This is a genomic window from Paraclostridium sp. AKS73 (assembly GCF_025671395.1).
GTDB lineage: Bacteria > Bacillota > Clostridia > Peptostreptococcales > Peptostreptococcaceae > Paraclostridium > Paraclostridium benzoelyticum.
The window spans coordinates 1-16303 of record NZ_JAIXHU010000053.1 but is presented as its reverse complement, the minus strand read 5'-3'; the positions used below and the strand labels follow the sequence as shown (position 1 = coordinate 16303).

Annotated in this window: 17 protein-coding genes and 2 pseudogenes; 17 read left to right on the top strand and 2 right to left on the bottom strand. The window is 27.5% G+C overall.

Going from position 1 to position 16303, the window contains the following annotated elements; all coding sequences use genetic code 11:
- Nucleotides 1–357 precede the first annotated feature (357 nt).
- On the top strand, nt 358–573 hold the full coding sequence (locus LEQ07_RS18365; protein ID WP_263331770.1) for a hypothetical protein: 216 nt from the start codon (nt 358–360) through the stop codon (nt 571–573).
- A 576-nt stretch (nt 574–1149) separates the two neighbouring features.
- Nucleotides 1150–1425, top strand: a complete 276-nt coding sequence (locus tag LEQ07_RS18360; protein WP_046823078.1) for a hypothetical protein — start codon at nt 1150–1152, stop codon at nt 1423–1425.
- A 44-nt stretch (nt 1426–1469) separates the two neighbouring features.
- Here the strand turns inward: LEQ07_RS18360 and LEQ07_RS22195 are convergent, their stop codons facing one another.
- Both LEQ07_RS22195 and LEQ07_RS22190 read right to left on the bottom strand, forming a co-directional pair.
- Nucleotides 1470–1805, bottom strand: a complete 336-nt coding sequence (locus LEQ07_RS22195; protein WP_332843335.1) for a TSUP family transporter — start codon at nt 1803–1805, stop codon at nt 1470–1472.
- Nucleotides 1790–2218 carry a sulfite exporter TauE/SafE family protein gene (locus LEQ07_RS22190; protein ID WP_332843334.1) on the bottom strand — a complete coding sequence of 143 codons (429 nt, stop codon included), beginning with the start codon at nt 2216–2218 and terminating at the stop codon, nt 1790–1792. The genes LEQ07_RS22195 and LEQ07_RS22190 overlap by 16 nt, the downstream gene beginning before the upstream one ends.
- A 152-nt stretch (nt 2219–2370) precedes the next feature.
- On the opposite strand from LEQ07_RS22190, the gene LEQ07_RS18350 reads away from it, so the two are divergent.
- The 15 genes and pseudogenes from LEQ07_RS18350 (at nt 2371) to LEQ07_RS18275 (ending at nt 16131) form a co-directional block, all read left to right on the top strand.
- Nucleotides 2371–2856 carry a hypothetical protein gene (locus LEQ07_RS18350; RefSeq protein ID WP_263331769.1) on the top strand — a complete coding sequence of 162 codons (486 nt, stop codon included), beginning with the start codon at nt 2371–2373 and terminating at the stop codon, nt 2854–2856.
- Between the two features lie 11 nt (nt 2857–2867).
- On the top strand, nt 2868–3674 hold the full coding sequence (locus LEQ07_RS18345) for an AAA family ATPase (protein WP_263331768.1): 807 nt from the start codon (nt 2868–2870) through the stop codon (nt 3672–3674).
- Nucleotides 3675–3795: 121 nt separating this feature from the next.
- Nucleotides 3796–4308 carry a transcription repressor NadR gene (locus LEQ07_RS18340; protein WP_046823080.1) on the top strand — a complete coding sequence of 171 codons (513 nt, stop codon included), beginning with the start codon at nt 3796–3798 and terminating at the stop codon, nt 4306–4308.
- 84 nt (nt 4309–4392) lie between these two features.
- Nucleotides 4393–4956, top strand: coding sequence for a membrane protein (locus LEQ07_RS18335; protein WP_046823081.1), 564 nt, complete (start codon nt 4393–4395; stop codon nt 4954–4956).
- Nucleotides 4957–5241: 285 nt separating this feature from the next.
- Nucleotides 5242–6627, top strand: coding sequence for a C40 family peptidase (locus LEQ07_RS18330; protein ID WP_263331767.1), 1386 nt, complete (start codon nt 5242–5244; stop codon nt 6625–6627).
- A gap of 156 nt (nt 6628–6783) precedes the next feature.
- Nucleotides 6784–7836, top strand: a complete 1053-nt coding sequence (locus tag LEQ07_RS18325; RefSeq protein WP_263331766.1) for a hypothetical protein — start codon at nt 6784–6786, stop codon at nt 7834–7836.
- A 44-nt stretch (nt 7837–7880) separates the two neighbouring features.
- Nucleotides 7881–8960, top strand: coding sequence for a hypothetical protein (locus LEQ07_RS18320; RefSeq protein ID WP_263331765.1), 1080 nt, complete (start codon nt 7881–7883; stop codon nt 8958–8960).
- 170 nt (nt 8961–9130) lie between these two features.
- Nucleotides 9131–10753: a hypothetical protein gene (locus tag LEQ07_RS18315; protein ID WP_263331764.1), complete on the top strand. Its 1623-nt coding sequence runs from the start codon at nt 9131–9133 to the stop codon at nt 10751–10753.
- Between the two features lie 2 nt (nt 10754–10755).
- Entirely contained in the window at nt 10756–11307 is a 552-nt protein-coding gene (locus LEQ07_RS18310) for a hypothetical protein (RefSeq protein ID WP_263331763.1), read from the top strand.
- Between the two features lie 109 nt (nt 11308–11416).
- The gene (locus tag LEQ07_RS18305) at nt 11417–11830 is read left to right on the top strand and encodes a SoxR reducing system RseC family protein (protein WP_046821776.1); all 414 of its coding nucleotides are present in this window, start codon (nt 11417–11419) and stop codon (nt 11828–11830) included.
- Between the two features lie 129 nt (nt 11831–11959).
- Nucleotides 11960–12827: pseudogene (locus LEQ07_RS22715) on the top strand (methionyl aminopeptidase).
- Between the two features lie 87 nt (nt 12828–12914).
- A complete protein-coding gene (locus LEQ07_RS18295; RefSeq protein WP_263331762.1) occupies nt 12915–13334 on the top strand; it encodes a hypothetical protein in 420 nt (139 codons plus the stop codon).
- 182 nt (nt 13335–13516) lie between these two features.
- Nucleotides 13517–14142 (top strand): annotated as a pseudogene (locus LEQ07_RS23260) (YitT family protein).
- Between the two features lie 112 nt (nt 14143–14254).
- Nucleotides 14255–14434: a hypothetical protein gene (locus tag LEQ07_RS18280; RefSeq protein ID WP_263331759.1), complete on the top strand. Its 180-nt coding sequence runs from the start codon at nt 14255–14257 to the stop codon at nt 14432–14434.
- On the top strand, nt 14404–16131 hold the full coding sequence (locus LEQ07_RS18275; protein WP_263331758.1) for a penicillin-binding transpeptidase domain-containing protein: 1728 nt from the start codon (nt 14404–14406) through the stop codon (nt 16129–16131). Before LEQ07_RS18280 ends, LEQ07_RS18275 begins: the two co-directional genes overlap by 31 nt.
- Nucleotides 16132–16303 lie beyond the last annotated feature (172 nt).

Genomic DNA, 16303 nt, shown 5'->3' with positions numbered 1-16303 from the left:
TTATAATAGTTTATATGTTTTAATATATTAGGATTAAAAGATATAGAAAATATAGTAATAAAGTATAACTTTCCACATATAAAAACTAATAAAGAAGTTTTATATGTGGAGGGGTTATGGAAGATTTATTGCATAAGATAGATGAAATGAAATTTAATTTAAGATCTAAAGATGTTAAATCTATAAAAAAGAATAAATAAGACTATATCCACAAAAGAAATAAATAAAGAAAATAAACAAATTATTACTACTTATAATTATTATGTAAAACTTATCAAAAAGTTAAAAAGATATTTAAAAACAGAAGAGGATATAATACTTGAAGTCAACAATGACAAATTAAACCGAATAGTTTGCTTGACAATAAAATTAAGTAAAAATGATATGGAAATTTTTATGCCTATAGATATAAGAGTATTTGTGGGGGATGCTAAAGATACTTATATGGATTGTAGTTATTACAACTTAGAAGATGGTGGAGTTTTATATATAAAGGAATTTACATCTGGAAAACCAAACCATGGATATGGGAAGATAATATTAGAAAATTTAGATGATATAGTAAAAAAATAAATACAAAATTAGACTTATACAATCATTATTTTGAAGACTACAAATTTAATTATATAAATAAAATCGAAGGTGTGGCAATACCTTCTAAAAGTATAATAACACAAGAATCTTTAAATAAGATTTACAGAAAGTATGGGTTTGAAGTTGATGAAAAAATAATATGAGCATGATAAAGATTATTGAAAATCAAGAAATTTCATACAATCAGAATATGAACTAAGTTTTTGGTTAAATTAAATATGAAATACACTTATCATCGAGGAGGATTTTATCATGAAAAATAATAAAAATAGACATAAAGATAGACCAAAGACTAATGCAGAAAAAAGAAAAGTTTTATTTGAACACGGATCTGAAATTGGAATAGTAGATGGTAAAAAATAGGAGCTAGAAACTCAGGCTCAACTAAAACTAAAGATGAAAAATTATATGATAAAATAGAAAAAAGGGAACATATTAAAAAGTACAATGCATTTGCATTGTACTTTTTTAATATGCTATATTAACACATTTTCAATATAAATCATAATATATATAAGATAATAATTTGTGAAACCTTTGTTAGGAGGAATTTTTATGAAGTATGCAAATTATAAATTTGGAAATATAGTTGATATAAACGATATTAAGGGCCAGCCATATAAGTTTATAACAATAGCTACAAATCCAAAGGATATATATACTTTCACTAAGCTTATTTATAGTGATCAAACATTAATTCTTGATTGTGAATATAATGAAATAAGTATAGATGATTTGGAGATAGGTGATAAAATCGTAGCTTTTCATTCTAATGTAATGACTATGAGTATACCTCCACAAACTCAAGTATATATAATTGAAGTAAAATAATAAATAAAAGCTGTATAGACTAAAATCTGTACAGCTTTTATTTATTAAAATGCTTGGTAAAGAAGTTTTATAGCAACACCTAAAGCCATAAATAAAAAAATTGGCTTTATTAGTTGAGATCCTTTGCTTATAGCAACTTTAGCTCCTATATATCCTCCTATTACCATAGAAATAGCATAAAAAATTGCTACTTTGTAAAGAATTTGACCACTAAACATAAATAATATAAGTGCTGTCAAATTACTTGTAAAATTTAAAATTTTAGTATTTGCAGATGCATGTAAAAAATCAAAACCATAAATTTTTATAAATGCAAATGTTAAAAATGTACCTGTGCCAGGTCCAAAAAAACCATCATAAAAACCTAAGGTAAAAGCCATAAACATACCTTTTTTATGTTTTCATTGCTAAGACTTTCGAATTTATCCTCTTTACCTAAGTCTTTCTTTAAATATGTATATATTGCAACTATCAGTATCATAAGGAAAACTAAAACATTTAATATATTTTCACTTATAGATAAAACACATTTAACACCTAGGAAACATCCTAAAATTGTAAACGGAATCAATTTTTTTAATAACTCAACATTAGTTTTACCTGAATTTGAATACTTATATGCACTAGAAAAACAACCAAAAGCACCTGCAAATTTGTTGGTTCCAAGTGCTAGATGAGCCGGAAGACCTGCCATTAATAAAATAGGCATACTTATTAAGCCACCACCACCTGCTATTGAATCAACAAAAGCAGCTAGAAAACCACCAAGACAAAGAAATAAAATTGTAAGCATAATTCCTCCAATAGTAAAATTTATTTATAATTATTATAATATAAAAGAAATACAAATGTAATTAGCAGGATTAATATTAAATCACAATCATATTAATCAAATCTAGCTCATATATTTTACTAAGGTATAATATATGGGAAAGGGGAGTGATTATGATGGCTAGGGATATAGTTATAGATTTCTTAACAAAACTATCTATAGATATAGAAAATAAAGCAGATGTAGATGTAAGTTATAGCCAGCAAAGAGATTACTTTTCTAGTGGTAAAATATTAGGGCAACCCATATATTATGTATTTAAATATTTTAGGAAAGAAGAACAGTTAGGATTATATATAGAGTCAAGAGATGCAGAAGGGGCTCAATTTTTAAAAGATATTTACTATGAAAAAAATGAATTCATATCAAGAAAAGTAGGATATGAACTTGGTATAAGTGAAAGAAAGCAAAACAAAGATTGGGTTAGAATGGGATTTGAAATAGATGTTGATAATTTCAATGAACTTATGGAGTATAGAAAATTATATCTTCATGCATTTCTAAAGTTTAAATCGGCAATAGAAAAAATAGTAGAAAAATATGTAGATGCAATATTCAACTTTGCAGGAAATTTTGGATATACAAAACAGAATTATTAAGAGAAGTTTTTATGGAAGAAGAAGTTTTAGATGATATAATTTTCAATTTAGACTTTAAAAAAAATATAATATTGCAAGGACCTTCAGGTGTTGGAAAAACGTTTATAGCAAAGCGAATTTGCTATTTTCATCAAGGAAACAGAGATAATTCAAACATAGAAATGATTCAGTTTCATGAAAATTATACCTATGAAGAATTTGTAAGAGGATATAGAAAGGGTAAAAATGGAGAAGATTATATAAAAAATGGAGTGTTTTATGATTTTATAAAAAAAGCGCAATCTTATCCAGAGCATAAGCATTACTTTATAATAGATGAAATAAACCGAGTTGACGTCAATAAAATATTTGGAGAAATAAGTTCTATAATCGAAAATAACAAAAGGGGAAAAGAAAATTCTATCAAACTTATTTATAGCGATAGTGATGAGAGTTTTTATATTCCAGACAATGTTTATATAATAGGAACGTTAAATACGGCTGATAAAAATTTAAAAGACATAGGCTATCCATTGAGAAGAAGATTTGGATTTATAGATATAGAACCTGTTTTTGAAAATATAGACTTTAGAAACTATCTTGGAGAATGTCTAGGAGTAGAGATGGCAGATCAGGTAGTCTGCAATATGAGCAAATTGAATAAAATAATAGAGGAAGATGAAGATTTAGGCAAAAATTATAAGATAGGACAAAGTTATTTTATGATATCTAGTAAAGTTGATGAATATATAGTGGACAGTTGGTATAATCAGGTAATAAAAAGAGATATAGAACCTTTAATAAGAAGCTATATGATAAAAAAGATAAAAGCTATATAAATGATGTAATTAAAAAATTAGTTGATGAATAAAAAATCCCTTATATGATAAATATCAGGGATTTTTATTTTATATAGTAAGTTATAATATATTACAGGAATATAAAAAAGGAGAGTTTGTTATGAGTGGTAATGAAAGAAGAGAAAAAATCATAGAAATTTTGAAAAGTTCATCAAAACCAGTTAGTGGTTCTTATTTGTCTAAAATTTTAGATGTAAGTAGACAACTTATAGTTTCTGACGTTGCATTAATAAGAGCGACAGGTATAAATATTGTATCAACTCCTAAGGGATATATACTAAATGAAGAAGTATGTGAAAGTAGTTTAGTAAAGACAATAGCATGTAAACATTCTAAAGAATTTATTGAAGATGAATTGAATATAATTGTAGATGAAGGGGCAACTGTTTTAAATGTTATAGTGGAACATAGTGTATATGGGCAGTTAACTGGCAATTTACATGTATCATCTAGACGAGATATAAGAGAATTTATGAAAAAATTAGGAGAAGATGCAACTAATCCATTATCACAATTGACTGATGGAGTACATCTTCATACTATAAAATGTGAAAATGAGGAAGTTTTAGATTGTGTAATAAAAGCATTAAAGGAAAAAGATTATCTATTATAGAGTTGACAAAAAAATGATATGACTATACACTTATAATGACAGGTGTAAAGACACCTATAATTACATATGTATAGGGGGATTTTTATGAATAGTAAAATCAACACAAAAGCTGTTGTTATGTCAGCTTTATTATGTGCTTTAGGAATTATAATACCTATGTTTTCTCCAATTAAGCTAATTTTAGAACCTGCATCATTTACATTAGCTAGTCATGTTGCTATATTTATAGCCATGTTTATTTCACCAAGCACTGCATTATTTGTTACATTTGGAACAACAGTAGGATTTTTATTAGGAGGATTTCCAATAGTTGTAGTAGCTAGAGCATTTAGCCATTTAGTATTTGTAAGTTTTGGATCTCTTTATTTAAAGAAAAACAAAAATGTTATATCTAGTATAAAGTCGTCAATGGGATTTTCATTGATTATGGGGATCTTACATGCAATAGGTGAAGTATTGGTAGTTATTCCGTTTTATTTTGGGTCAAGCTTATCGCAAGGATATTACGAACAAGGTTTTTTAACATCTGTTTTATTATTAGTGGGGGTAGGAACTATAATTCACAGTATGTTAGATTTTGGATTGTCGGTTTATATATGGAATGTTATGCCTAAAGAATTAAAAAATATAGATACAGTTAGAGCGTAAAAAATAACAAGATTGGGTTTTTTATCTAATCTTGTTATTTTTTTATATAAAATTTAATATATATGTTAAAATATGTATAAAATAAGTTATAATATAAAATATAATAGGAAATTTAAAGTAAATGTAGAAAAATATATATAATTTCACAGAAAATTCATATTGAACCGATAATATATATATAGAAGTAAAATTTTGGACATAAAATATGATCAAAAGGTTACAAAAAAAATACAAATTTAGAAAATTTGTTTTGCTTTAATTTTATAAAAAGAAGGGAGATTAAGTATGATTGATAGAAAAATTGCAACAGCTATATCGGTAACATCTTTAGGTATAGTGCTATCAGGAACTGCTGTATTTGCTAATGCTAAAACAGGAACAGTAACAGCAAGTGCATTAAATATAAGAAGTGGGCCATCAACAAGTAACTCAGTAGTGGGGTATGCTTATAAAGGCGATAAATTACAAATATTAGAAACATCAAATGGATGGTACAAAGTTAAGCTTTCAAATGGAAAAATAGGTTGGGGAAGCGGAAAATATATAAACGTATCTGGAGATTCAAGTTCAGAAGCTCCATCAAGTGGAAAAACAGGAACAATAACAGCAAGCGCATTAAATGTAAGAAGTGGACCATCTACAAGTTACGGGAAGGTGACTATGGTTTACAAAGGTCAAAGTGTAACTATATTAGAAAGTTCAAATGGATGGCATAAAATAAAAACTCAAAATGGGCAAATAGGATGGGCAAGTGGAGATTATATAAGCACATCTGGAGGTTCTAATAATGGAGGAGGATCAACAGAAACTCCATCAACAGGTAAAGGAACAGTAACAGCAAGTGCATTAAACATAAGAAGTGGACCATCTACAAGCAATTCAATAGTAGGAAAAGCATACAGAGGAAATACTGTAGACATATTAAGTAGCTCAAATGGATGGTATAAAGTAAAATTATCAAATGGACAAGTAGGATGGGCAAGTGGTGATTACATAAACACATCTGGAGGCTCAGATAACGGATCTAATAATGGAGGAGGGTCAACAGAAACTCCATCAACAGGTAAAGGAACAGTAACAGCAAGTGCATTAAACATAAGAAGTGGACCATCTACAAGCAATTCAATAGTAGGAAAAGCATACAGAGGAAATACTGTAGATATATTAAGTAGCTCAAATGGATGGTATAAAGTAAAATTATCAAATGGACAAGTAGGATGGGCAAGTAGTGATTATATAAGTAAAGGTGGAGAAGGTTCAGGAGGTTCAGAAGGCTCAGGTGGTGGATCATCTGAAACTAGTAATGCTCAGGCTATAATAAATACAGCTAAAGCTCAACTTGGAAAGCCTTATGTATGGGGAGCTGAAGGACCTAATAGTTTTGACTGTTCTGGATTAGTATATTATGTATATGGACAACATGGCAAAAAAATGCCAAGAACATCAAGAGAACAAGCTAATGTAGGAACTACTGTAAGCCAATCTCAATTACAACCTGGAGATTTAATTTTCTCAAGTACTGATGGTAGTGGAGGAGTTAATCATGTAGGTATATATATAGGAAGTGGACAGATGATACATGCACCTAAACCAGGAGATGTAGTAAAAACTACTAATATAAATTCATCATATTGGCAAAATACGTATGTTAAAGCAAAGAGAGTTTTATAGATATTAGGTGATAGGGAGATATTTTCAAGGAAAATATCTCCCTATCGTAATTTTAAAGTGAATTCTGCGTAGAATTTTTTATTATTTAAGGTAATACTATAGTGTAAAACTTAAATATATTTTATAATTAATTTAGATAAATTTGGAGGTGGAGAAGTGAAGAAAAAAGTAACATCTTTAGTTTTAGTGCTTATAATGCTAATATGTATTACACCTATAAATGCATTTGCAAATAGCAATCATAAAACTATTGTTATAAATATGAACAGAAGTAATTTTGTAGATTTCCTAGAAATTCCTACGTTAAAAAAACAATTAGAAAATAGAGGATACATAGCATTGATGAATGTAAGAGGTGACCAAGGAACGGGGGATAATAGGTCATATGCAAGTATTGGAGCTGGAGGAAGAGTAAATACATATAGTACTGATTTTAGAGGTTTTAAAGATGTAGATAAAGACAACAAAATTACATATGAAAGTGCTACAGGCAAAAAGGCAAAAGGTGTTAATGATACAGATATTAATTTATCTATAAACGATAATTTAGATAAAGGAAAATATGGATCTACATTAGGTGAATTGGGTCAAACTTTAAATAAAAATAATTTAAGTGTATCAGTACTAGGAAATGCTGATATAGGAACAAAACCAGAGGAATTAAATAGAAATATTGCTGCAATGGCAATGGATAACTATGGAAGAATAGATAGTGGTAATGTAGACAGTATAAATAAAATTGATGAGAGTATGCCTTTTGGATTAAGCACAGATTACGATAAGTTAAAAACTGAAACTAAAAAGCAATATGATAAAAGTGACGTAGTATTTATAGAGTTAGGTGACACATATAGACTAGATTTATATAAGTCATACCTAAATGAGAATACGTACAAATCTATGGAAAAGAAAATTCATAAAGAGATAGATGAATACTTAAAAGAAGTATTTAGCATTGTAGACGAAAATGATACAGTATATATAATGAGTGCATTTCCTAAGGATATAGATTATAAAAATAAAAGAAGACTATCACCTGTAGTAAAGTTTGATGGATCTGGAAAAGGGCTATTAACATCAGCAACGACTAGAAGAGATGGTGTAATAGGAAACGTAGATATAGGTGCAGGAATACTTGCAGATTATAAATTGACATCGGATAATATGGTAGGAAGAGCATTAGAGAGTATAAAAATGAAGATAATATAAATTTTATCGAAAAAGAATACAGTAAAATTGTTAATATTTCAGATGTGAGAAGTGGTATAATTCAATTTTTTATAAACTCGATATATATAGTTTTAGGATTAAGTATAGTATTTCTATTATTTAGAAAAAAATTAGAAAGTAAATATAAAAAAAGTATAAAAAAAGTATTTAGTGTTTTGAGAGAGTTAAGTAAATTTGGATTAATAATGCCAATAGCATTTTTATTAGCGCCTATGTTTAATTTCAATACAAAGTTAGGCATTTATTTATCTATATTTACACTTACTCTGGTTATATACTTTATTTCAAAATTAATATTTAAATCAGATAATAAACAAATTGGATTTTATGCAACTTTATCAATTTTTGTTATAATAGTAGATGCGTTATTAGGTTCATACTTAATGAAAAATAGTATAATGTCATATGATGCAATAGTAGGGGCTAGATACTATGGAATAGGAAATGAATATCAAGGTATAATCATAGGATCTTCAATAGCGTCAATGTCTATTTTAATTATAAATAAAAAGTTACCTAAATTAATTGTTCCAATATTATCACTAATAATTTTATTTATTAGTGCGTCTCCAACAATGGGGGCAAATGTTGGATCTGCTATTTCAGAAAGTGTAGCATTAATATTATTTACAATGCTTGTATTTAATGTGAAAATAGATTTTAAGAAAGCCATTTTAATTTTATTTGGAGCTGGATTGGTTGTATTAGGATTTGCAACTATAGATATGTTAAGTGGATCGGAATCACATTTATCATTATTTATCAATCAAATTTTAGCAAATGGACCAACGGCAATTTTAGAAACATTTGGACGAAAAATTTCTATGAATATACAACTTATGCAAACAAGTTCATGGGTATATATAATATATGTAGGTATTATAGGTTTAATAGTAACTAGCATTTTTTATAAAAAAGACTTTACAGAAATGATGAAAAGTGAAAGTTATGGAAAAAAGGCTATAGTATCAATTGGGGCAGGAGCTATAGTAACATTCATTGTAAATGACTCAGGTGTAGTTTCAGCAGCAACAACAATGTTATATATAATTATACCATTTTTAATAGTTTTAATTAATAAAGTTATATTTAAAGAAAGATAGTTTCCTTAAGCGTAAAAAATAGCGTACTTTGTACGTTATTTTTTGTGTCAAAAAACTTTATGAAATATTTACATAAAGTTAACATATTATAAAAAATTATTTAAAGAATATTATAGTTTAAAGGCAAAATATACTTTATAATTAAATTATATATTTTGGAGGTGAAAAGATTGAATTGTAAAATAAAAAAATTATTTTCAATGATTATTATGTTAGCATGTATTATCCCTACTAATATATTTGCTGATAGTAAACATAAAACTATTGTTATAAATTTGAATAGAAGTAATTTCTCTGACTTTTTAGAAATATCTACTATAAAAAAAGAATTAGAAAATCGTGGGTATATTGGATTGATGAACATAAGAGGAGATCAAGGTACAGATGACAATAGAGCTTATGCAAGTATTGGAGCTGGAGGAAGAGTAAATACATATAATACCGATTTTTCAGGATTTAAAAATATGGATAAAGACAACAGTGTAATTTATGAAAGTGCTACAGGAAAAAAGGCAAAAGGTATAAATGATGTTAATATTAATTTATCTATAAATGACAATTTAGAGAAAGGTAAATATGGATCTACATTAGGGGAATTAGGGCAAGCCCTAAGCGATAATAAATTAAGAGTATCTGTGCTAGGAAATGCTGATATAGGAACAAAACCAGAGGAATTAAATAGAAATATTGCTGCAATGGCAATGGATAACTATGGTAGAGTAGCTAGCGGTAATGTAGACAATATAAATATAAAAGATGATAAGATGCCTTTTGGTATAAGTACAGATTATGAAAAGCTAAAAAGAGAAACAAAAAAGTATTACAATGAAAGTGATACATTGTTTGTAGAATTAGGGGATACATATAGATTAGATTTATATAAAAAGTATTTGAATGAAAAAACTTATCAAGATATGGAAGAACAAATACATAAAAATATAGATTCATATCTAAAAGAAGTTTTTAAACTTATTGGAGAAAATGATAAAGTATATATAATAAGTGCATTTCCAAAAGATATAGACTATAAAAATCAAAGAAGGTTATCGCCTGTTATTAAATTCGACGGAAATAGTAAAGGATTATTAACATCAGCAACAACTAGAAGAGACGGAATAATAGGAAATTCAGATATTGGAGCAAGTATACTTTCAGACTACAATTTGACATCAGAAAAAATGGTAGGCAGAAAATTAGAAAATATAAAAAATGATAAAAATGTAGATTTTATAAGGAGTGAATACTCAAAAATTGTAAATATGGCTAGTGTGAGAAGTGGGATAATTCAGTTTTTTGTAAACTTTGTATCTATAATACTGATTTTAACTATTATGTTATTAACTTTTAGAAAGAAAATAAAAAATAAACTTTCAATGAAAATAGATAAAGTATTTTATGTATTTAAAGAGTTGAACAAGTTTGGAATAATAATGCCAGCAGCATTTTTACTGGGACCTATTTTAAATTTAAATTCTAAGATAGGTATATATACATCCATAGGTTTAATGGGGATAATTATTTATGGCATAGGAAAGTTAGTATTTAAAACAGATTTTAAGCAAATAGGATTTTATGCAACATTAACTATTTTAGTTATTTTAATTGATGCTGTGTTGGGGACATATTTAATGCAAAATAGTGTAATGTCATACAATCCAATAGTAGGTGCAAGGTACTATGGCATAGGAAATGAATACGAAGGGATTGTAATAGGATCTTCAATAGTAGCTATGACTGTTTTAATAATGGATAAAAAATTAAAAAAATATTTGTTCCGATCATATCTGTTGTAATTGTGTTTATAAGCTCAACTCCAACAATGGGAGCGAATGTAGGATCTGCTATATCTGCAACACTAGCATTAATATTATTTACACTGCTTGTATTTAATATAAAATTAGATATTAGAAAAATTATATTTGTGTTTATTGCAGTTGGACTTGTAGTTTTCGGATTTGCGGCTATAGATATGATTAGTGGATCAGAATCGCATTTAGCACTGTTTATTAACCAAATATTAGTTGACGGACCAGCAGCTATAATAGAGACTTTTGGAAGAAAAATTTCTATGAATATGAAACTTATGCAAACTAGTTCATGGGTATATATAATATATATAGGAATTGCAGGATTAATAATAAGTAAAATTTCTTGCAAAAAAGAATTTAAAGATATTATGAGCAAAGATAGCTACATAAAAAAAGCTTTAATATCAATTGGAGCAGGAGCTGTAATAACATTTCTTGTAAATGACTCAGGTGTAGTTTCAGCAGCAACAACAATGTTATATATAATTATACCTCTTTTAATACTTTTAGTTAATAAAGTGATTTTAAAAGAAAAATAAAAAATAGCGTATTTTATACGCTATTTTTTTTTATTAAGTAACAACATAGGCTAATAAATCATAAATTATAATAAATGAAAAGCACTAGGTAGAAAATGGGGGAGTTTTTATGAAAAAGCAGAGAATAGGAACAGTTGTATACTCAAATGAAAATAGTGCTAAAGTGAAACTTGAACCTAGCAAAAAACACTTAAATATTATAAATTATCAAGGAAATAAAGATAATATAATAACTGCAAATAATTATATAGGTGCTAAGTCAGGTCAATGTGTTTGCATAGAGTTTAATAACATAATATCTTTTAAATTAATTTATATATTGTATATTCAGCCTATATTATTTGCTTTATTAGGATTATTAATTGGATTTTATATGTCTATAGCAATAAATCAACCTAGTTTATTGTATGAAATAACATTTTCTTGTATTGTATGCACTATAGCTATAATATATAAAGATTATTACAAAGAAAAAAACAAAGCTGAAATAAATATAAAACCTGATATAATAAAAATTTTATAAATGATAGTAAAAAGAGATATTCCATAGTTAGTTTGGTAAAGCTATATGGAGGTCTCTTTTTTAAATTTATTAGCATTTATTAACATGACGTAGTATAATTTAATATAGAATAAGTAAGGAGATGATTTAATGAATTTAAATAGAAATGATGAGTGTTGGTGCAAAAGTGGCAAAAAATATAAAAAATGTCACATGGAATTTGATATTAAACTAGAAGATTTAAAAAGAGCAGGAAATGAAGTTCCAACACATGATATTATAAAAAATAAAGATCAAATAGAAAAATAAAAGAAAGCGCAAGAATAAATAACGAAGTATTAGATTTAGTAGGAGAAAAAATTAAAGCAGGTATGACTACTGAAGATATAAATAAAATAGTACATGAATATACAGTATCTCAAGGTGCTATTCCAGCTCCTCTAGGATATGGAGGTTTTCCAAAAAGTGTTTGTACATCTATAAATTCTGAAATTTGCCATGGGATACCTAGTGAAGATGTTGTATTAAAAGATGGAGATATAATAAATGTAGATGTATCAACTATATACAATGGATATTTTTCAGATGCATCAAGAATGTTTATGATTGGAAATGTGAGTGAAAAAGCTAAGAAATTAGTTGAAGTTACAAAAGAATGTTTAGAAAAAGGAATTGAGGCTGTAAAGCCATGGGGGAATATTGGAGATATAGGGTTTGCTATCCAACAGCATGCTGAAAAAATGGATACTCAGTTGTTAGGGACTTTGGTGGTCATGGTATTGGATTAAGTTTCCACGAAGATCCATTTGTGTTCCACTATGGATCAAAAGGAGAAGGAATGGTATTAGCTCCTGGAATGATATTTACTATAGAACCTATGATAAATGAAGGTGGATATGATTTATACATAGATGCTGATAATGAGTGGACTGCATATACTGATGATGGGTCTTTATCAGCTCAATGGGAACATATGATTTTAGTAACAGAGGATGGAGTAGAGATATTAGCTAAGTAAAGGAAAAACTAAGTAATAATTAAATAATAAAATTAATAAATTATGCATATTTATAGTATTATAAAGTTACTTTCAAAGAGGTGATTTATGACAAGAAATCAAAGTAAAGTAACAACAAATAATACTAGTGATAATATTAAACAAAAGTCTGATTGTACTAATAAGAAAAAAGGTTTAGGGTTATCTAGATATACATATGCAGATTATGTTATTTTATCATCTACTTTAGCTTATGCTATAGGTGAAGAATTAAATGATGAGGATTTAACTCTCTTTATAGTATTTTTAGGTCAAATATCAGCTGATTTATCTTTAATACGAACTAAGAGAGGTCTATTACCTGTAAATCTAGCTGGAACTCAAGAAGATGAAGATGTAGTATTAGCAGAAGAAACAGAGCAAACTATAGAAGATGTAACATCTGCTGAATTGAGTAGAAGTAAAAAAGAAAAGTTAAAAAGAAAAAGAATAAAAAAAGAAAAAGACTTTATAATTGTATTATGTTAAGTCTTTTTCTTTTTTATTTTAATATCTTAGTTTTTGAACAGTGATATATGATAACATGTAGTTGTTCAAAGAGGAGAATTTTTTATAAATTTAATAACAATTTCAAAAAATCAGTGAATTATATTCAATAAATATATATAATTAAATAAAGGGAACTTAAAAAATTTAACAGGAGTGATATTTTGCGGTCAGAGTTAAAAAAAGTAGCAACTATTATTATAGGAGCTACAATATTGGCATTTGGAAGTTACAACTTTAATTACCAAAATAGTGTTACAGAAGGTGGGGTTTTAGGATTATTATTACTAATCAAAAATGTTTTTGATATATCTCCATCTTTAACTAGTTTAGTTATTGATTTATCTTTATTTGCATTAGGAACAAAATTTTTTGGTAAAAATTTTTACTGTACTCAATACTTTCAACATTTACATTTTCAACTATGTATAATATATTTGAGAGTATTGGATTTTTAGTCCCAAACCTTGAACATAATATGCTTTTAGCAAGTATACTAGCGGGAATAGGAGTGGGAATAGGAGTAGGTCTTGTTGTAAGAGGTGGTGGAGCATCGGGTGGCGATGATGTAATAGCACTTATAGGCAATAAATTTACACCACTGAAAGTTAATCATATATATTTGATAAGTGATGGTATAGTTTTATTTTTGTCATTAGTTTATTTAGATTTTAGACAAATAGTGTTTTCATTAATAGCAGTTACTATAAGTGGCAAAATAATAAGTATTATATACAATGATGAAGATAGCGACAAAGAAGATGAACAAGAAGAAACTATATTAGTTTAGTAAAATAAGCACTTATTAATAAGTGCTTATTTTTTGCTATTTAGGGTATACTTAAGTTTGGGCATAATATTAAATGCAAGATATGACAATTCAAAAGAACGGGGGAAAAATATTGAAGAAATTTAAATTAATAACTATAAGTTTAATAATTATGGTAGGAATAATATTTATTGTGGGGTGTAGTTCAAAATCAAAAATTGAAAGTGCAATTGATGATTATAATAAATCTTGGCAAAGCCAAGATTTTGAAAAATGTATACTATGCTTTCAGAAAAATCTCAAAAAAATATAAGTAAAGAGGATTTTGTACAAACATATACAGATATATATACTCGTATAAAAGCTAAAAATATTAAAATTTCTAAATCAGATCAAGAATTAGAAGAAGGTAAAGATGCTTATTTAAATGTTAGTATGGATACAGTTGGTGGAAAGCTAGACTCATCTAAAATTAAAATAGATATGATTAAGGAAGGTAAAGGGTATAAAGTTAATTGGGACTATGGATTAATATTACCTGATTTAAAAAAAGAAGACAAAGTAGGAATAGATACTGACTCTTACAAGGGAAAAAGAGGTAGTATCTATGATAGAAATGGCAATTTAATTGCAGGTGAGGGACAACTAAAACAAGTACAATTAGATTTAAAGAAATTTAAAGATGGAAGTGAAAGTAATAAAATTAGTGATATGGCCAATATATTGGATATAAGTCCTAGCTATATTGAAAAAAAAATAAATTCAAATACAAATCCAGACCATGCTGTGGATATAGTGAGTTTGTTAGAGTCAGACAATGAGAAAATAGAAAGGTTACTTCAAATACCTGGAGTTCAAATAATAACAACTAAAAATGCTAGAGTGTACAATGGAGGAGAAGCTATAGGTAGTTTGATTGGGTACACTGGAAATATTAATCAAGAGCAATTAAAAAACAATAAGAATAAAGGCTATAACGAAAATAGTAAAATAGGTATAGGTGGAATAGAAGAAGTATATGAAGATAAGTTAAGAGCAGAAGATGGAGGCTGTGTATACATATTAACTCCGGATGGGAAAAAGGAAGTTTTAGTTGAGAAGAAGGCAAAAAATGGAGAAGATATAAAACTGTCAATAGATCTTGATTTACAAAAAAAAGTATATGAAGGAATGAAAGATGAAAAAGGAGCAAGTGTAGCTACAAACCCAAAAACTGGTGAGGTTTTGGCAATGGTAAGTTCACCTTCATTTGATCCAAATAGCTATATGACATACATAACAAAGAGTGAAAAGGCAAAATGGGAAGCTGATAATAACGCTCAATTACAGAGAAGATTTAAAACTGCATACTCACCTGGGTCAACAATGAAGTTAGTAACTGCTACTATAGGTCTTGAAGATAAAAAAATAGATCCAGATGAAGCTGTGGATATAAAAGGTAAGACTTGGGACGAATATGATGTTACTAGAGTTACAGATCCAGGAAAGCCAGTAAATTTAAAAGATGCAACAATATATTCTGACAATATATATTTTGCAAAAGCAGCACTTAATATAGGTGGAAAAGATTTTGTCAACGGAGCTAAAAAGTTTGGAATTGGAGAAGATATTAAATTTGGATATCCTATAGAGAAATCACAAATATCTAATAGTGGAAATTTGGATAACAAATCATTATTGGCAGCAACAGGATATGGACAAGGAGAAGTTTTAACCACTCCTTTAAATATGACTATGATATATTCAAGCTTAGGAAATGATGGTAAGATAATGATGCCAAAGCTAGATATAACAAAATCATCAGAGCCTAAGGTATACAAACAAGCTATACAAGCAGAATATATAGATATACTTAAAGACTGCTTTTCAGCTGTAATAAATGATCCTAAAGGAACTGGAAATTCAGCTAAAATTGAGGGAATAAATATAGCTGGTAAAACAGGTACAGCTGAATTAAAAAAGATAAAGATGATACAAACGCAAATGAAAATGGATGGTTTGCATGTGTAGATACAGATGAAGGAAAACTTTCTATATCTATGATTATAGAAAATGTTAAAGGAAGAGGTGGTAGTGAAATACCTACTGTAAAAGTAAAAAATATTATGGAATATTATTTAAAAATAAAAATTAAAAATTAAAAATAAATTTGGCATGATAATTGCTAATAATAAAATGGTGT

What these genes read in the sequence shown, in the direction of transcription:
- LEQ07_RS18360 (WP_046823078.1), top strand. Translation starts at nt 1,150, where the DNA reads ATGAAGTATGCAAATTATAAATTTGGAAATATAGTTGATATAAACGAT.
- LEQ07_RS22195 (WP_332843335.1), bottom strand. Translation starts at nt 1,805, where the DNA reads ATGGCTTTTACCTTAGGTTTTTATGATGGTTTTTTTGGACCTGGCACA.
- LEQ07_RS22190 (WP_332843334.1), bottom strand. Translation starts at nt 2,218, where the DNA reads ATGCTTACAATTTTATTTCTTTGTCTTGGTGGTTTTCTAGCTGCTTTT.
- LEQ07_RS18350 (WP_263331769.1), top strand. Translation starts at nt 2,371, where the DNA reads ATGATGGCTAGGGATATAGTTATAGATTTCTTAACAAAACTATCTATA.
- LEQ07_RS18345 (WP_263331768.1), top strand. Translation starts at nt 2,868, where the DNA reads ATGGAAGAAGAAGTTTTAGATGATATAATTTTCAATTTAGACTTTAAA.
- LEQ07_RS18340 (WP_046823080.1), top strand. Translation starts at nt 3,796, where the DNA reads ATGAGTGGTAATGAAAGAAGAGAAAAAATCATAGAAATTTTGAAAAGT.
- LEQ07_RS18335 (WP_046823081.1), top strand. Translation starts at nt 4,393, where the DNA reads ATGAATAGTAAAATCAACACAAAAGCTGTTGTTATGTCAGCTTTATTA.
- LEQ07_RS18330 (WP_263331767.1), top strand. Translation starts at nt 5,242, where the DNA reads ATGATTGATAGAAAAATTGCAACAGCTATATCGGTAACATCTTTAGGT.
- LEQ07_RS18305 (WP_046821776.1), top strand. Translation starts at nt 11,417, where the DNA reads ATGAAAAAGCAGAGAATAGGAACAGTTGTATACTCAAATGAAAATAGT.
- LEQ07_RS18295 (WP_263331762.1), top strand. Translation starts at nt 12,915, where the DNA reads ATGACAAGAAATCAAAGTAAAGTAACAACAAATAATACTAGTGATAAT.
- LEQ07_RS18275 (WP_263331758.1), top strand. Translation starts at nt 14,404, where the DNA reads ATGCTTTCAGAAAAATCTCAAAAAAATATAAGTAAAGAGGATTTTGTA.